The organism is Sphingomonas sp. G-3-2-10 (assembly GCF_012927115.1).
In the GTDB taxonomy this organism is placed as follows: domain Bacteria; phylum Pseudomonadota; class Alphaproteobacteria; order Sphingomonadales; family Sphingomonadaceae; genus Sphingomonas.
Genome location: NZ_JABBFY010000001.1, coordinates 922909 through 937159 on the forward strand (window position 1 = coordinate 922909; position 14251 = coordinate 937159).

A 14251-nucleotide genomic window follows, 5' to 3' on the forward strand; every position below is an offset into this window, starting at 1 on the left:
GATGCGCGCCGTCCTGACCCTTGCTGCGGCAATCGCTGCCGCCGCGGGCTGCGCCGCGCCACCCGCGCAGGCGCAGACCGAGAGCCCGGAACGCTCGTATCGCATGATGCAGGACCTCGCGCGCTGTTTCGTGCGGGGCGAGCCCACCAAGGCGCGTGCGTTGCTGGCGATGCAGCCTGAGACGGAAGAGACCAAGAAGATGTTCCAGGCGGCGATTTCCCGCCGCGACGGCTGCATGAACGCCAGCGGCAAGCTGAGTATGCGGCAGGCATCGTTCCGCGGCGTGGTGGCCGAGCGTCTCTATCTCGATACCTATTCCGATCCTCCGGCCGATCTGCCGGTATCCGATGCGCCGTTCACCGGGAGCGGAAATTCGCGACTGGCGAGCTATGACGTCACGCTGTGCGTGGCGCAGCGCGATCCGTTCGGCGCCGATCGCTTCGTTCGTTCACCGTTGCGTTCACCGGAGGAGAAGGCGGCGTTGAGCCGCATCATTCCGGTGATCGCGGGCTGCACCCCGAAAGGCGCCCAGATCGGTTTCGATCGCGCCATGCTCCACGGTCTTCTCGCCGAAGCCCTGTTCAAGTCTCGCAGCGGAAGCGCTGCACCTGCCCAAGCGGGAACCCAGTAATGCCCAAGCTAAAAGTCGACGGAATCGAAGTGGAAGTCCCCGCCGGGGCGACCGTGCTCCAGGCCTGCGAGGCCGCGGGCAAGGAGATTCCGCGTTTCTGCTATCATGAGCGGCTGTCGATTGCCGGCAATTGCCGCATGTGCCTGGTCGAAGTGAAGCCGGGGCCGCCCAAGCCGCAGGCTTCGTGCGCACTGCCCGCCGCCGACAATCAGGAAATCCGCACCGACAGCGCAATGGTGAAGGCCGCGCGCGAAGGCGTGATGGAATTCCTGCTGATCAACCACCCGCTCGATTGCCCGATCTGCGATCAGGGCGGCGAGTGCGACCTGCAGGACCAGTCGGTCGCCTATGGCCGCGGCCATTCGCGCTACACCGAGAACAAGCGCGCGGTGACCGAGAAGTACATGGGTCCGATCGTCAAGACGGTGATGACCCGGTGCATCCAGTGCACTCGCTGCGTGCGCTTCGCCGAGGAAGTGGCGGGCGTGGAGGAAATCGGCGCGATCTATCGCGGCGAGGACATGCAGATCACGTCGTACCTCGAAAAGGCCGTGACCAGCGAGCTTTCGGGCAATGTCGTCGATCTGTGCCCGGTCGGCGCGCTGACGTCGAAGCCCTATGCGTTCGAAGCGCGTCCGTGGGAGCTCAAGAAGACGCTCGCGATCGACGTGACCGACGCGGTCGGCACCAATATCCGCCTCGACAGCCGCGGCCGTGCCGTGCTGCGCGCGCTGCCGCGCATCAACGAGGACGTCAACGAGGAATGGGCGCACGACAAGACGCGCCACCATGTCGACGGCCTGTCGCGCCGCCGCCTCGACAAGCCCTATGTCCGCAAGGGCGGCAAGCTGGTCGAAGCGACGTGGGACGAAGCATTCGCCGAAGTCGCCAAGGCCGCCAAGGGTGCCGGGTCCAGCGTCGCGGCCATCGCGGGCGACCTGCTCGATTGCGAGACGATGTTCGCGGCAAAGGCGCTCCTCAAGTCGCTCGGTTCGGACCTGCTCGAAGGCCGCCAGACCGGCATGGCCTATGACACCAGCAATCTGGCCGCGGTGGCGTTCAATTCGACCATCGCCGGTGTCGAAGAAGCCGATGCGATCCTGCTGGTCGGCACCAATCTGCGCTGGGAAGCGTCGCTGGTGAACACCCGCGTGCGCAAGGCGATCAAGAAGGGCGCGAAGGTCTTCGCCATCGGCCCCGAGACCGATCTGACCTACAAGGTCGAATGGCTCGGCAACGATCTGGGCCTGCTCGCCAAGCTGCCGGCTCAGGCTGCGCAGGCGATCGACGAAGCCAAGAAGCCGATGCTGATCCTCGGCCCCGGCGCGCTGAAGGACGGGCATGGCCCGACGCTGGCGATGGCGGGCGGGTTCATGCGTGATGGCTGGAACGGCTATAACGTCGTCCATATCGCCGCGGCGCGGATGGGCGGGCTGATGCTCGGCTATGCGCAAAAGGGTGGCATCGCCGACGTGGTTGCATCCGCGCCGAAGCTGACCTTCTTCCTCGGCGCCGACGAAGTCGATTTCTCGGCGTTCGAGGGCAGCTTCAAGGTCTATATCGGCCATCATGGCGATACCGGCGCGCATCATGCCGATGTGATCCTGCCGGGCGCGACCTATGCCGAGAAGCCGGGCACCTATGTGAACCTGGAGGGCCGTGTGCAGCGCGGCGACCGTGCCGTGTTCCCGCCGGGCGATGCCCGTGAGGACTGGACGATCCTGCGCGCGCTGTCCGACAAGATCGGCCACACGCTGCCGTTCGACACGCTCGACGAACTGCGTTCGGCGATGGCGGCGGATGTGCCGGCGTTGGGGCAGGAGGGGCTGGCCGGTTACGACTGGTCGCCGCCGAAGCTCGCGGCCAAGGCGAGCGGTCCGGTCGGCTATCCGCTCAAGGACTTCTACCTCACCAACGCCATCTGCCGGGCCAGCCCGACGATGCAGCGCTGCTCGGCTGAACTGATCCACGGCGCAGACTTTGCGGAGGCGGCGGAGTGATGCATGTTCCAGTTTCTCATCGGTCACTGGTTCGAGTTGCTGCCAGTCAGGGCGCAATTCGCGCTTTTGGCGCTGGCTGTGCTGCTGATTGCCGGGCTGGCGCTGCTGTTCTGGGTCACCGGATGATGGAGCTTTCCCGATGACCGCCTTCTTCCAGAATTTTGTCGGCCTGCCCTATGAATGGGCATGGTTCGTATCGACCATCGTCGGCATCCTCGTGATCGCCCTCCCGCTGATGCTCGCCGTCGCGATGATCATCTATGCCGATCGCAAGATCTGGGCGGCGATGGCGCTGCGCCGCGGTCCGAACGTGGTAGGCCCGCTGGGCCTGCTCCAGTCGTTCGCGGACGGCCTGAAGGTCTTCCTGCAGGAAACGATCATCCCGTCTGGTGCGAACAAGGTGCTTTTCCTGCTCGCGCCGATCATCACCTTCACGGTCGCGCTGATCGTGTGGGCGGTGGTGCCGTTCCAGGCGGGCGTGGTGCTGTCGAACATCAATGTCGGCCTGCTCTACATCCTCGCGGCTTCGTCGCTCGGCGTGTACGGCATCATCCTCGCGGGCTGGGCGTCGAACTCGAAATACCCGTTCTACTCGGCGATCCGTGCTGCTGCGCAGATGGTCAGCTATGAAGTCTCGATCGGCTTCGTCCTGATCGCGGTCGTGCTGTGGGCCGGCAGCTTCAACCTGTCGGTGATCGTCAACGAGCAGCAGGGCCATGTGCTGGGCTTCCTCAACGGGTTCGGGTTCAACCCGCTGCTGTTCCCGATGGCGGTGGTGTTCTTCATCTCGTCGCTGGCCGAAACCCAGCGCGCACCGTTCGATCTGACCGAAGCCGAGTCCGAGCTCGTCGCGGGTTACCAGACCGAATATTCGTCGATGAGCTTCGCGCTCTACTGGCTGGGCGAATATGCCAACGTGCTGCTGATGTGCACGCTGAACGCGACCCTGTTCTGGGGCGGATACCTGCCGCCGTTCGACTGGGCGCCGCTCTATTATGTGCCGGGCATCATCTGGCTGTTCGCGAAGATCCTGTTTTTCTTCTTCTGCTTCAGCTGGGTGAAGGCCACCGTACCGCGCTACCGCTACGACCAGCTGATGCGGCTGGGCTGGAAGATCTTCCTGCCGCTGTCGCTGATCTTCGTGTTCCTCGTTTCCGGGTATCTGATGATCACCCGCGTTGGATTGCCCGTATGAGCATCGCCCAGACCATCCGTTCCTTCACCCTCTGGGAGTTCGTGAAGGCGCACGCGCTGACCTTGAAGTATTTCTTCAAGCCCAAGGCGACGATCAACTATCCGTACGAGAAGAACCCGATCTCGCCCCGCTTCCGCGGCGAGCATGCGCTGCGCCGTTATCCCAATGGCGAAGAGCGCTGCATCGCGTGCAAGCTGTGCGAGGCGATCTGTCCGGCGCTGGCGATCACGATCGAGGCCGAGCCGCGTGACGACGGCAGCCGCCGCACCACGCGCTACGACATCGACATGACCAAGTGCATCTATTGCGGGCTGTGTCAGGAGGCTTGCCCGGTGGACGCCATCGTCGAGGGGCCGAATTTCGAATTCGCGACCGAAACGCGCGAAGAGCTGATCTACGACAAGTCGAAACTGCTCGCCAACGGCGACCGCTGGGAGCGCGCCATCGCCGCGAACCTTGCCGCCGATGCACCGTATCGTTAAGCGCACGCCAGCTTCAGGGGCCGATTGATTCCGTGATCCAGATACTCGCCTTTTACCTGTTCGCCATCGTGGTCGTCGCGTCCGCGGCGATGACGATCCTGGCGCGCAATCCGGTGCATTCGGTGCTCTGGCTCATCCTCGCCTTCTTCAACGCAGCGGGGCTGATGGTGCTCGCAGGCGCCGAGTTCATCGCGATGCTGCTGGTCATCGTATATGTCGGCGCGGTCGCGGTGCTGTTCCTGTTCGTCGTCATGATGCTCGACATCGACTTCGCCGAGCTTCGCGCGGGCGTAATGCGCTATGCGGCGGTGGGCCTTGCGCTCGCCGTGGCGCTGGCCGCCGAGATCGTGATCGCGGTGGGCGCGTGGAGCGCGGGCGGGCTGCAGCTCGGCCGTCGTATCGCGCCGACCGACGGCACGTTGCCGAACATCGAGGCGCTGGGGCAGCTGCTCTACACCCGCTATCTGTTCATCTTCGAAGCTGCCGGCTTCGTCCTGCTCGTCGCCATGATCGGCGCGATCGTGCTGACGCACCGCCAGCGCGGCGACGTCCACAAGCAGAACATCAACCGTCAGATCAATCGCCGCCAGAAGGATGCGACGCGCAACATGAAACCGCCGGTCGGGCAGGGGGTCGAGCTGTGATCGGCATCACCCATTATCTGGTCGTCTCGGCCATTCTCTTCACGCTGGGCGTGCTGGGCATCTTCATGAACCGCAAGAACCTGATCGTCATTCTGATGGCGATCGAGCTGATCCTGCTTGCGGTGAATCTGAACCTCGTCGCCTTCTCGGCGTCGCTGAACGACATGGTCGGTCAGGTGTTCGCGATGTTCGTCCTGACCGTCGCAGCCGGTGAAGCCGCGATCGGTCTCGCCATCCTCGTCATCTATTTCCGTGGCCGCGGCACGATCGCAGTCGACGACGTCAATCGGATGAAGGGCTGATGTCGACCATTCATTTCATTGTCCTGATCCCGCTCATCACCGCGGCGATCGGCGGCCTTTCGAACAAGGCGTTCGGCACGGCATTTCCGAAGCTCGTCACCACCGGTGGCCTGTTCCTGGCGTGCGCGCTCTCGTGGAGCATCTTCATCCGCTATCTCGGCGGTGATGAAGCGTCGGTCGCACCGGGCTTCACCTGGATCCTGTCGGGCGCGATGGACGTCCAGTGGGCGCTCCGCGTCGATGCGCTGACCGCGACGATGCTGGTGGTGATCACCAGCGTTTCGGCGCTCGTCCACCTCTATAGCTGGGGCTATATGAGCGAGGATCCGGATCAGCCGCGCTTCTTCGCCTATCTCTCGCTGTTCACCTTCGCGATGCTGATGCTCGTGACTGCGAACAATCTGGTCCAGATGTTCTTCGGCTGGGAAGGCGTGGGTCTCGCCTCGTATCTGCTGATCGGATTCTGGTTCAAGAAACCCTCGGCCAACGCGGCCGCGATCAAGGCATTCGTCGTCAACCGCGTCGGCGATCTGGGCTTCATGCTCGGCATCTTCGGCACCTTCCTGGTGTTCGGCACGATCGACATTCCGACGATCCTCGCCGCCGCGCCGGGCATGGCGGGTTCGACGATCGGCTTCCTCGGGATGCGGTTCGACACGATGACCGTGCTCTGCCTGCTGCTGTTCGTCGGCGCGATGGGCAAGTCGGCGCAGCTCGGCCTGCACACCTGGTTGCCGGACGCGATGGAAGGCCCGACCCCCGTGTCGGCGCTGATCCACGCGGCGACGATGGTCACCGCCGGCGTATTCATGGTCTGCCGCCTGTCGCCGATGTTCGAAACGAGCGAAGTCGCGCAGCATGTCGTCACCTTCGTCGGCGCGGCGACCTGCCTGTTCGCCGCGACGGTCGGCATGACGCAGACCGACATCAAGCGCGTGATCGCCTATTCGACCTGCTCGCAGCTCGGCTACATGTTCTTCGCCGCAGGCGTCGGCGCATACGGTGCGGCGATGTTCCACCTGTTCACGCACGCCTTCTTCAAGGCGCTGCTGTTCCTCGGCGCCGGCTCGGTGATCCATGCGATGCACCACGAGCAGGACATGCGCTATTATGGCGGCCTGCGTAAGCACATCCCGATCACCTTCTGGACGATGATGGCGGGTACGCTCGCGATCACCGGTCTCGGCATCCCGGCTGTATTCGGCAACCATCTCGCCATCGGTTTCGCGGGGTTCCATTCGAAGGACGCGATCATCGAAGCGGCATGGGCCGCAGGCTATCCCAGCGCCTTCTGGGTCGGCGTGGGCGTCGCGCTCATCACCAGCTTCTACAGCTGGCGCCTGATCTTCCTGACCTTCTACGGCGCGCCGCGCTGGGCGGGATCGGAGCATATCCAGCACGCGGTGCACGACGCACACGGCCACGGCGATCATCATGACGCGCCGTCGGAGGAAGATGCCGGTCACGCCCCGCACGATGCGCACGGCCATGACGATCATCACCATCACGGTCCGGCGACGGGCACGGCGGGGTATCACCCGCATGAAAGCCCGTGGGTCATGCTGATCCCGTTGGTGGTGCTGACCATCGGCGCGGTTGCTGCGGGCTTCGTCTTCCACGGCTTCTTCATCGAAGCCGAGACGGGTGCGGAATTCTGGAAGGGGGCGCTCGCGTTCGACACCCATCTGATGCACGCGATGCACGAGGTGCCGACGCTGGTGAAGCTTTCCGCGACCATCGCGATGGTCAGCGGCCTGTTGATCGGCTGGTACGCCTATATCCGCAATCCGGGCTTCCCGGCGCGGTTCGTCGAGCAGTTCCGTCCGCTCTACACCTTCCTGCTCAACAAATGGTATTTCGACGAGCTCTACAATTTCCTGTTCGTGAAGCCCGCCTTCGCGATCGGACGCTTCTTCTGGAAGAAGGGCGATGAGGGCACGATCGATCGGTTCGGCCCCAACGGTCTCGCGAAGCTGGTCCAGCTTGGCAGCGTTGGCGCGGTTCGCCTGCAATCGGGATATGTCTATAGCTATGCGTTCGTCATGCTGATCGGCCTCACAGCGGCCATCACCTGGTTCATGGTGGGCTAAGCGCATGAACGGCTTCCCAATCCTTTCGGTCATGCTGGCGGTCCCCGCGATCGCCGCCATTGCCTGCCTGTTCGTCGACGCGAAGTCGGCGCGCTGGATCGCGCTCGGCGCAACCCTGATCGATTTCGTGCTGGGCATCCTGCTCTGGGCGAATTTCGACATGAGCGCGCACGCCGCGCAGTGGCAGTTCGTCGAGAACAGCGCCGTGCTCGGCCGCTTCTCCTGGGCGCTCGGCATCGACGGCTTCGCGCTGATGCTGATCATGCTCAGCGTGTTCCTGATGCCGATCTGCATCCTGGCGAGCTGGGACGCGATCAAGGATCGCGTGTCCGAATATATGGCGGCGTTCCTCGTCACCGAAGTGCTGATGATCGGCACCTTCGCGGCGCAGGACATCTTCCTGTTCTACATCTTCTTCGAAGCCGGCCTGATCCCGATGTACCTGATCATCGGCATCTGGGGCGGGGCGAACCGCATCTACGCGTCGTACAAGTTCTTCCTGTACACGCTGCTCGGCTCGCTGCTGATGCTGATCGCGATGATGTACATGGTCATCACCGCGGGCACTTCGGACATCCCGACGCTGATGGCGTACGACTTCCCGGCGCATGTGCAGACATGGCTGTGGCTGGCCTTCTTCGCTTCGTTTGCGGTCAAGATGCCGATGTGGCCGGTCCACACCTGGCTTCCCGACGCGCACGTGCAGGCGCCGACCGCCGGTTCGGTGATCCTGGCGGGCGTGCTGCTGAAGCTGGGCGGCTACGGCTTCCTGCGTTTCTCGCTGCCGATGTTCCCCGAAGCCTCTGCGCAGCTCGTATGGCTCGTGTTCGGTCTGTCGGCCGTCGCAGTGATCTACACCTCGCTCGTCGCGCTGGTGCAGAGCGACATGAAGAAGCTGATCGCCTATTCGTCGGTCGCGCACATGGCGATCGTGACCTTCGGCCTGTTCGCGTTCAACGCGCAGGGCATCGAAGGCGCGATGATGGTCATGCTGGGCCACGGCCTCGTCTCGGGCGCGCTGTTCCTGTGCGTCGGCGTGATCTACGACCGGCTGCACACCCGCGAGATCGACCGGTACGGCGGCCTCGCGATCAACATGCCGAAATACGCTGTGCTGTTCATGCTGTTCACGATGGCGTCGGTCGGCCTGCCGGGCACGAGCAACTTCATCGGCGAATTCCTCGCGCTGGCGGGCATCTACCAGATCTCGACGCTCTATGCGTTGCTGGCGACCACCGGCATCATCCTTGGCGCGGCGTACATGCTGTACCTCTATCGCCGGGTCGTGTTCGGCGATCTCACGAAGGACGATGTCCGCGCGATGCCGGACCTCAACAGCCGCGAGATGCTGACGCTGGCGCCGATCGCTGCCGTCGTACTGTGGATGGGCGTGTATCCGGAAAGCTTCCTCAAGCCGATGCGTCCCGACGTCGCTCGCCTCGTCGAGCGGATCGAGCGCGCGAAGCCTGCGAGCGATTCCCAGCCCACGTCGGGCAACCCCGCGGCCGCCAAGGCGGCGCATGGTGACGAACATGGCGCCCCTGCTGCGCACGGCGAACCCGCCGCAAAGACCGAGGCGCACTGATGTCCTATTCCCTCCAACTCGCGATGACCCTGCCCGAGATCGTTCTCGGCGTGGGCGCGGTCCTGCTGATGCTCGTCGCCGCATGGGGCGGGCAGGCATCGACCCGCGCGGTGAGCTATGCCGCGGTGGCGGTCCTGGGCGGCGCGTTCATCGCGCTGTTCGGCCCGGCTTCGGCGGGCGGCGCGGCGTTCGACGGCCTGTTCCGTGCGGACATGTTCGCGGCCTTCGCCAAGACGGTGATCTACGCCGCGGCGGCTGTCTGCATCCTGATTGCGCCGGGTTTCTTCCAGCGCACGTCGGGTGAGGATCTGCGCCCCGAATATCCGGTGCTGATCCTGCTTTCGACGGTGGGCATGGGCATGATGGTATCGGCGGGCGACCTGCTGACCCTGTATGTCGGCCTCGAGCTGATGAGCCTGGCTTCCTACGTCCTCGCCAGCTTCATGCGTCGCGACGCGCGTTCGGCCGAAGCGGGCCTGAAGTATTTCGTCCTCGGCGCGCTGGCCTCGGGGATGCTGCTGTACGGCATCAGCCTGGTCTATGGCTTCAGCGGCACTACCCTGTTCTCGGGCATCGCCGATGCCTATGCATCGGCGGACGGATCGCTCGGCCTGTTGATCGGCCTCGTGTTCGTCTTCGCCGGCCTGGCCTTCAAGGTCAGTGCGGTGCCGCTGCACATGTGGACTCCCGACGTTTATGAAGGCGCGCCAACCCCGGTGACGACCTTCTTCGCCAGCGCGCCCAAGATGGCGGCAATGGCGATGGCCGTCCGCGTGGCGACCGAGGCGATGGGCCCCGCGATCCATGACTGGCGCCAGATCGTGGTGTTCGCGGCGCTTGCCTCGATCATCCTCGGTGCGTTCGGCGCGATCGGGCAGAAGAACATCAAGCGCCTGCTGGCCTATTCGTCGATCAACAATGTCGGCTTCGCGCTGATCGGCTTGGCGGCCGGTACGCAGGCGGGCGTTGCCAGCGTGCTGTTCTACATGGCGGTCTATGTCGTCATGACCATCGGCTGCTTCCTGATCGTGCTCCAGATGCGCGACGGCAACGGCAACCAGATCGAGGAAATCGACAGCCTGTCGGGCATGTCGCGCACGCGGCCCGGCCTCGCCGCGGCGCTTGCGATCTTCATGTTCAGCCTCGCCGGCATTCCGCCGCTGCTCGGCTTCTTCTCGAAGTTCGAAGTGTTCAACGCGGCGGTTCAGGCGAACCTGTTCTGGCTCGCCGCGATCGGTATCGTCGGTTCGGTGCCGGGCGCCTTCTATTATCTCTCGATCGTCAAGCGGATGTATTTCGACAAGGCCGCGCCGAAGTTCGAAGGTACGCCGGGCGTGGTCGAGGGCGGCCTGATCGTGCTGAGCGCGGCGGCGGTCTCGCCGATCGGCATGTTCGGCCTGACCTGCCTGTCGGCCTGGACGATGCTGGCCGCGAAGTCGCTGTTCTGAGCATCACGATCCGCACCGTCGCCGAGACGGGCTCGACCAATGCCGATGTCGCCGAGCTCGCCCGCAGCGGGGCGAGCGAGGGCCTGTGGCTGAGGGCCGAGCGCCAGACGGCGGGGAAGGGTCGGCAGGGCCGGGCGTGGGAATCCCCCGCCGGCAATCTGTTCGCGAGCACCCTGGTTCGCCTGCGCCCCAGCGATCCGCAGCCGGCCACGCTGGCGCTGGTCGCCGCGGTCGCGATCGAGGATGCGGTCTCGACCTTCCTGCCGGGCCGGGCGATGCTCAAATGGCCCAACGACCTGCTGATCGACGGCGCGAAGCTGTGCGGCATCCTGCTCGAGCGCGTGGATGACGCTGTGGTGATCGGGATCGGCGTGAACCTCGCATATCATCCGGAGAATCTGGAGCGTCCGGTCACGAGCCTTGCGGCGCACGGCGTCGCGCCCGATCCGCATGTCTTCCTCGAAACACTCGCCGAAAGCCTTCAGCGCTGGATCGCGCGCTGGCGGGGCGAGGGGCTCGCGCCGATCCGCGATCGCTGGACCGAGCGCGCGCACCCGATCGGCACGGCGCTCACCGCGCGCGAAGCCGATGGCAGTTCGCATGACGGGCTGTTCGGCGGCCTGACCGGCGAGGGCGCGCTCATCCTTCGCTTGGCCGATGGCACCAGCCGTGTCATTCACGCCGCCGATGTGTTCCTGATCTAGGCAGGAGAGGAAGCCTGATGCTGCTCGCGATCGACGCCGGCAATACCAATGTCGTCTTCGCGCTGGTCGATTCCGGCGAAATCCGCGCACGCTGGCGGATCGCCACCGACCCGCGGCGCACGGCGGACGAATATGCCGTTTGGCTCAGCCAACTGCTCAGCCTCGAAGGCTACACGATGGCGTCGGTGACCGGCGTGATCATCGGTACGGTCGTTCCGCGCGCGCTGCACAATCTGCAGGTGCTCAGCAGCAAATATTTCAAGACCGAAGCGGTGATCGCGGGCAAGGGCAATGCCCAATGGGGCTTCCAGCTCGACGTGGACGAGCCGGAAAATCTCGGCGCCGATCGCGCGCTGAACATGATCGCCGCCCATGCCCGGCACCAGGGTGACCTGATCATCATCGATTTCGGCACGGCGACCACGTTCGACGTCACCGATTTCAAGGGCGCCTACAAGGGCGGGATCATCGCCCCGGGTATCAACCTGTCGCTCGACGCGCTGGTCAGCGCCGCGGCCAAGCTGCCCCGCATCGCGATCGAAGCGCCGCAGGGCACCAGCGTGGTCGGGCGCAATACCGTGGACCAGATGCATATCGGCATCTATTGGGGCTATATCGCGATGATCGAGGGGCTGGTCGCCCGGCTGAAGGCCGAAGTGGGCCGCCCGTCGAAAGTCATCGCCACCGGCGGTCTCGCGGTGCTTTTCGAGAAACAGACCGACGTGTTCGATACGATCGAACCCGACCTCACCATCCAGGGCCTGTCGATGCTCTGGCAGCGCAGCCATAACGCGGTTTGAGCGTTTGGCGGCCGAACAGATTGGAATATTGTGACTCCGGCTAAAGAACTTCTCTTCCTCGCCCTTGGCGGCTCCGGCGAGATTGGCATGAACGTCAATCTCTATGGCACGCAGGGCAAGTGGCTGATGGTCGATTGCGGCATCACCTTCGGCGACGCCAGCTATCCCGGCGTGGACGTGATCCTGCCCGACCTGCAGTTCATCGAGGAGCGGCTGGACGATCTGCTCGGCATCGTGCTGACCCACGGGCATGAGGATCATATCGGCGCGCTGCCCTATCTCGCCGCCGATCTGGGCGTGCCGCTTTACGCGACGCCGTTCACCGCCGGGCTGATCCGGGGTAAGCTGGAGGAAGAAGGCGTCGAGGACCGCGTCCGGCTGAACGTCGTCAAGGATGAGGAGCCGTTCGATATCGGGCCGTTCACCGTCCGCTATGTCCCGCTCGCCCACTCGATCCCCGAAGGCAACGCGGTGCTGATCGAGACGCCGTACGGCAAGATCATGCACACCGGCGACTGGAAGCTGGACGAGACGCCCTCGCTTGGCGGTGCTTCGACCGCCGAGGAACTGACCGCGATCGGCGACGAAGGCGTGCTGGCGCTCGTGTGCGATTCCACCAACGTGTTCAATCCCGAAGCGTCGGGTTCGGAAGGCGAAGTCCGCAAGGGGCTCGATGAGGTCGTTGCGGGCTGCAAGGGGCGCGTCCTCGTCACCACCTTCGCCTCGAACGCCGCACGGCTTCAGACGCTGGGCGAAGTCGCGGTGGATACGGGGCGCCAACTCTGCGTCGCGGGCCGTTCGCTCGATCGCATCCTGCGCGTCGCCAAGCAGACCGGCTATCTGCGCGATTTCCCCGAGACGATCGATTTCGACACCGCGATGACCCTGCCGCCCAGCCGGGTGATGATCGTCGCGACCGGCGGGCAGGGCGAACCGCGCGCCGCGCTGTCGCGGATCGCCGAAGGCAATCACCAGATCAAGCTGGGCAAGGGCGACACGGTGCTGTTCTCGTCGCGCCAGATCCCGGGCAACGAGATCGCGATCGGGCGGATCATGAACATCCTGGCGGGGCAGGGCGTCGAGTTGGTCACCGACCGGCAGGCCTTCATCCACGTTTCCGGCCATCCCGGGCGTCCGGAACTGGCCGAGATGTACAAGTGGATCCGTCCCGAGATCATCCTGCCGGTGCACGGCGAGGTCCGCCACATGCACGAACAGGCGCGTTTCGCCCGCGAACAGGGCGTGCCGCAGTCGGTCGTGCAGGTGAATGGCGACATCATCCGCCTCGCGCCGGGCAAGCCGAAGAAGATCGGTGAGGCCCATGCCGGCCGCCTCGTTCTGGATGGCGACGTGATCCTCCCTGCGGACGGCGCGACGATCAACGAGCGCCGGCGCGTTGCGCTCTACGGCCAGATTTCGGTCGCGGTCGCGCTGAAGGGCGGGCGGCTGATCGGCACGCCGCAGATCAAGGTGCAGGGCGTTCCGGTCGAGGAAGATCGCGACAAGTTCATCGATGAGGCTTCGGCGGCGGCCGCCGAGGCGGTCCGCGCCGGCAAGTCGGGCGGCGAAGCGCTGCGCGAGGCCCTGCGACTGGCGGTGCGGCGCACCGCGACGCGCTTTACCGGCAAGAAGCCGGTCGTCGACGTGCTGCTGATCGAGGCCTGATCCGATGAAATGGCAATCCGCGCTCGCAATCTATGTGCTGTTCTGGTGGATCTGCGTCTTCTTCGTCCTGCCGTTCGGGGTCCGCACCGCAGCCGAGGCCGGCGCTGAACTCGTCCCGGGTCAGGCAGACAGCGCGCCCCATAATTTCGATATCAAGCGGGTGGCGATCCGGACGACGATCGTGTCGGCGATCCTGTTCGGACTGTTCATGCTCAACTATTATTTCGGCTGGGTGACCACCGACATGCTCGACTGGGCGCACTAGGGCGCGAGCGGAAACCACAGCTCGATTCGCCCGGTGGCGGAAATCGGGTCGAAGCTTTCGTGGAACCGTTCGAAATCGGGCGTCCCGAACTTGCCGCCATGTTCGGCCGCGATCCGCGCGCGCAGCGTCCGGGCGTCGTTGACATGCCCGTCATGCGCGAACATCGCATAGCGCTGCGCGGGCAGGATCATGCGTTCCACCGTATCGGGCAGGCCGTCGAAGCCCGCGACTTCCACGGCGGTGAAATAGTCGACCGTCGCCGCATCCGGCGCTTCCAGATGCAGGCCATAGGCGATTTGCGAGACCTGTCCGGGCAGGTTGCCCAGCGCGACCAGATCCATCCACTGACGCCGCGATTCGGCGGGCATCTTGCCGGGCGCATGGCGCCGGCGGATGCCCGCAAGATGCAGCGCCGCGCCGTCGACCAGCCTTGGCGTCAC

15 protein-coding genes are annotated in these 14251 nt (G+C 64.7%); 14 read left to right on the forward strand and 1 reads right to left on the reverse strand.

Annotated elements, in window-relative coordinates; genetic code table 11:
- Position 1: 1 nt before the first annotated feature.
- From HHL13_RS04695 to HHL13_RS04755, 14 genes are read left to right on the forward strand one after another with little or no spacing between them, the layout of a single operon-like run.
- Positions 2-631 (forward strand): hypothetical protein, encoded by a 630-nt coding sequence (locus HHL13_RS04695; protein WP_169554575.1) that lies wholly within the window; start codon positions 2-4, stop codon positions 629-631.
- Complete coding sequence (gene nuoG, locus HHL13_RS04700) at positions 631-2631, forward strand: NADH-quinone oxidoreductase subunit NuoG (RefSeq protein ID WP_169554576.1); 2001 nt, start codon at positions 631-633, stop codon at positions 2629-2631. The genes HHL13_RS04695 and nuoG overlap by 1 nt, the downstream gene beginning before the upstream one ends.
- A gap of 3 nt (positions 2632-2634) precedes the next feature.
- Positions 2635-2757 carry a hypothetical protein gene (locus tag HHL13_RS22710; RefSeq protein WP_277346986.1) on the forward strand — a complete coding sequence of 41 codons (123 nt, stop codon included), beginning with the start codon at positions 2635-2637 and terminating at the stop codon, positions 2755-2757.
- A 13-nt stretch (positions 2758-2770) separates the two neighbouring features.
- The gene (gene nuoH / locus HHL13_RS04705) at positions 2771-3826 is read left to right on the forward strand and encodes an NADH-quinone oxidoreductase subunit NuoH (RefSeq protein WP_169554577.1); all 1056 of its coding nucleotides are present in this window, start codon (positions 2771-2773) and stop codon (positions 3824-3826) included.
- A complete protein-coding gene (gene nuoI, locus HHL13_RS04710; RefSeq protein WP_169554578.1) occupies positions 3823-4308 on the forward strand; it encodes an NADH-quinone oxidoreductase subunit NuoI in 486 nt (161 codons plus the stop codon). Before nuoH ends, nuoI begins: the two co-directional genes overlap by 4 nt.
- Before the next feature lie 32 nt (positions 4309-4340).
- On the forward strand, positions 4341-4952 hold the full coding sequence (locus HHL13_RS04715) for an NADH-quinone oxidoreductase subunit J (protein ID WP_169554579.1): 612 nt from the start codon (positions 4341-4343) through the stop codon (positions 4950-4952).
- On the forward strand, positions 4949-5254 hold the full coding sequence (gene nuoK, locus HHL13_RS04720) for an NADH-quinone oxidoreductase subunit NuoK (RefSeq protein ID WP_169554580.1): 306 nt from the start codon (positions 4949-4951) through the stop codon (positions 5252-5254). Before HHL13_RS04715 ends, nuoK begins: the two co-directional genes overlap by 4 nt.
- The gene (nuoL, locus tag HHL13_RS04725) at positions 5254-7344 is read left to right on the forward strand and encodes an NADH-quinone oxidoreductase subunit L (protein ID WP_169554581.1); all 2091 of its coding nucleotides are present in this window, start codon (positions 5254-5256) and stop codon (positions 7342-7344) included. The genes nuoK and nuoL overlap by 1 nt, the downstream gene beginning before the upstream one ends.
- 4 nt (positions 7345-7348) lie before the next feature.
- Positions 7349-8929, forward strand: a complete 1581-nt coding sequence (locus HHL13_RS04730; RefSeq protein WP_169554582.1) for an NADH-quinone oxidoreductase subunit M — start codon at positions 7349-7351, stop codon at positions 8927-8929.
- Complete coding sequence (gene nuoN / locus HHL13_RS04735; RefSeq protein ID WP_169554583.1) at positions 8929-10377, forward strand: NADH-quinone oxidoreductase subunit NuoN; 1449 nt, start codon at positions 8929-8931, stop codon at positions 10375-10377. Before HHL13_RS04730 ends, nuoN begins: the two co-directional genes overlap by 1 nt.
- 2 nt (positions 10378-10379) lie before the next feature.
- Entirely contained in the window at positions 10380-11081 is a 702-nt protein-coding gene (locus HHL13_RS04740; protein ID WP_169556774.1) for a biotin--[acetyl-CoA-carboxylase] ligase, read from the forward strand.
- Positions 11082-11098: 17 nt separating this feature from the next.
- Positions 11099-11881: a type III pantothenate kinase gene (locus HHL13_RS04745; protein ID WP_169554584.1), complete on the forward strand. Its 783-nt coding sequence runs from the start codon at positions 11099-11101 to the stop codon at positions 11879-11881.
- A gap of 30 nt (positions 11882-11911) precedes the next feature.
- Complete coding sequence (locus HHL13_RS04750) at positions 11912-13546, forward strand: ribonuclease J (protein ID WP_169554585.1); 1635 nt, start codon at positions 11912-11914, stop codon at positions 13544-13546.
- Positions 13547-13550: 4 nt separating this feature from the next.
- Positions 13551-13811, forward strand: coding sequence for a DUF1467 family protein (locus HHL13_RS04755; RefSeq protein ID WP_169554586.1), 261 nt, complete (start codon positions 13551-13553; stop codon positions 13809-13811).
- Here HHL13_RS04755 and HHL13_RS04760 read toward each other — a convergent pair.
- Positions 13808-14251, reverse strand: a complete 444-nt coding sequence (locus HHL13_RS04760; protein WP_169554587.1) for a GyrI-like domain-containing protein — start codon at positions 14249-14251, stop codon at positions 13808-13810. The two genes, HHL13_RS04755 and HHL13_RS04760, sit on opposite strands and share 4 nt — an antisense overlap.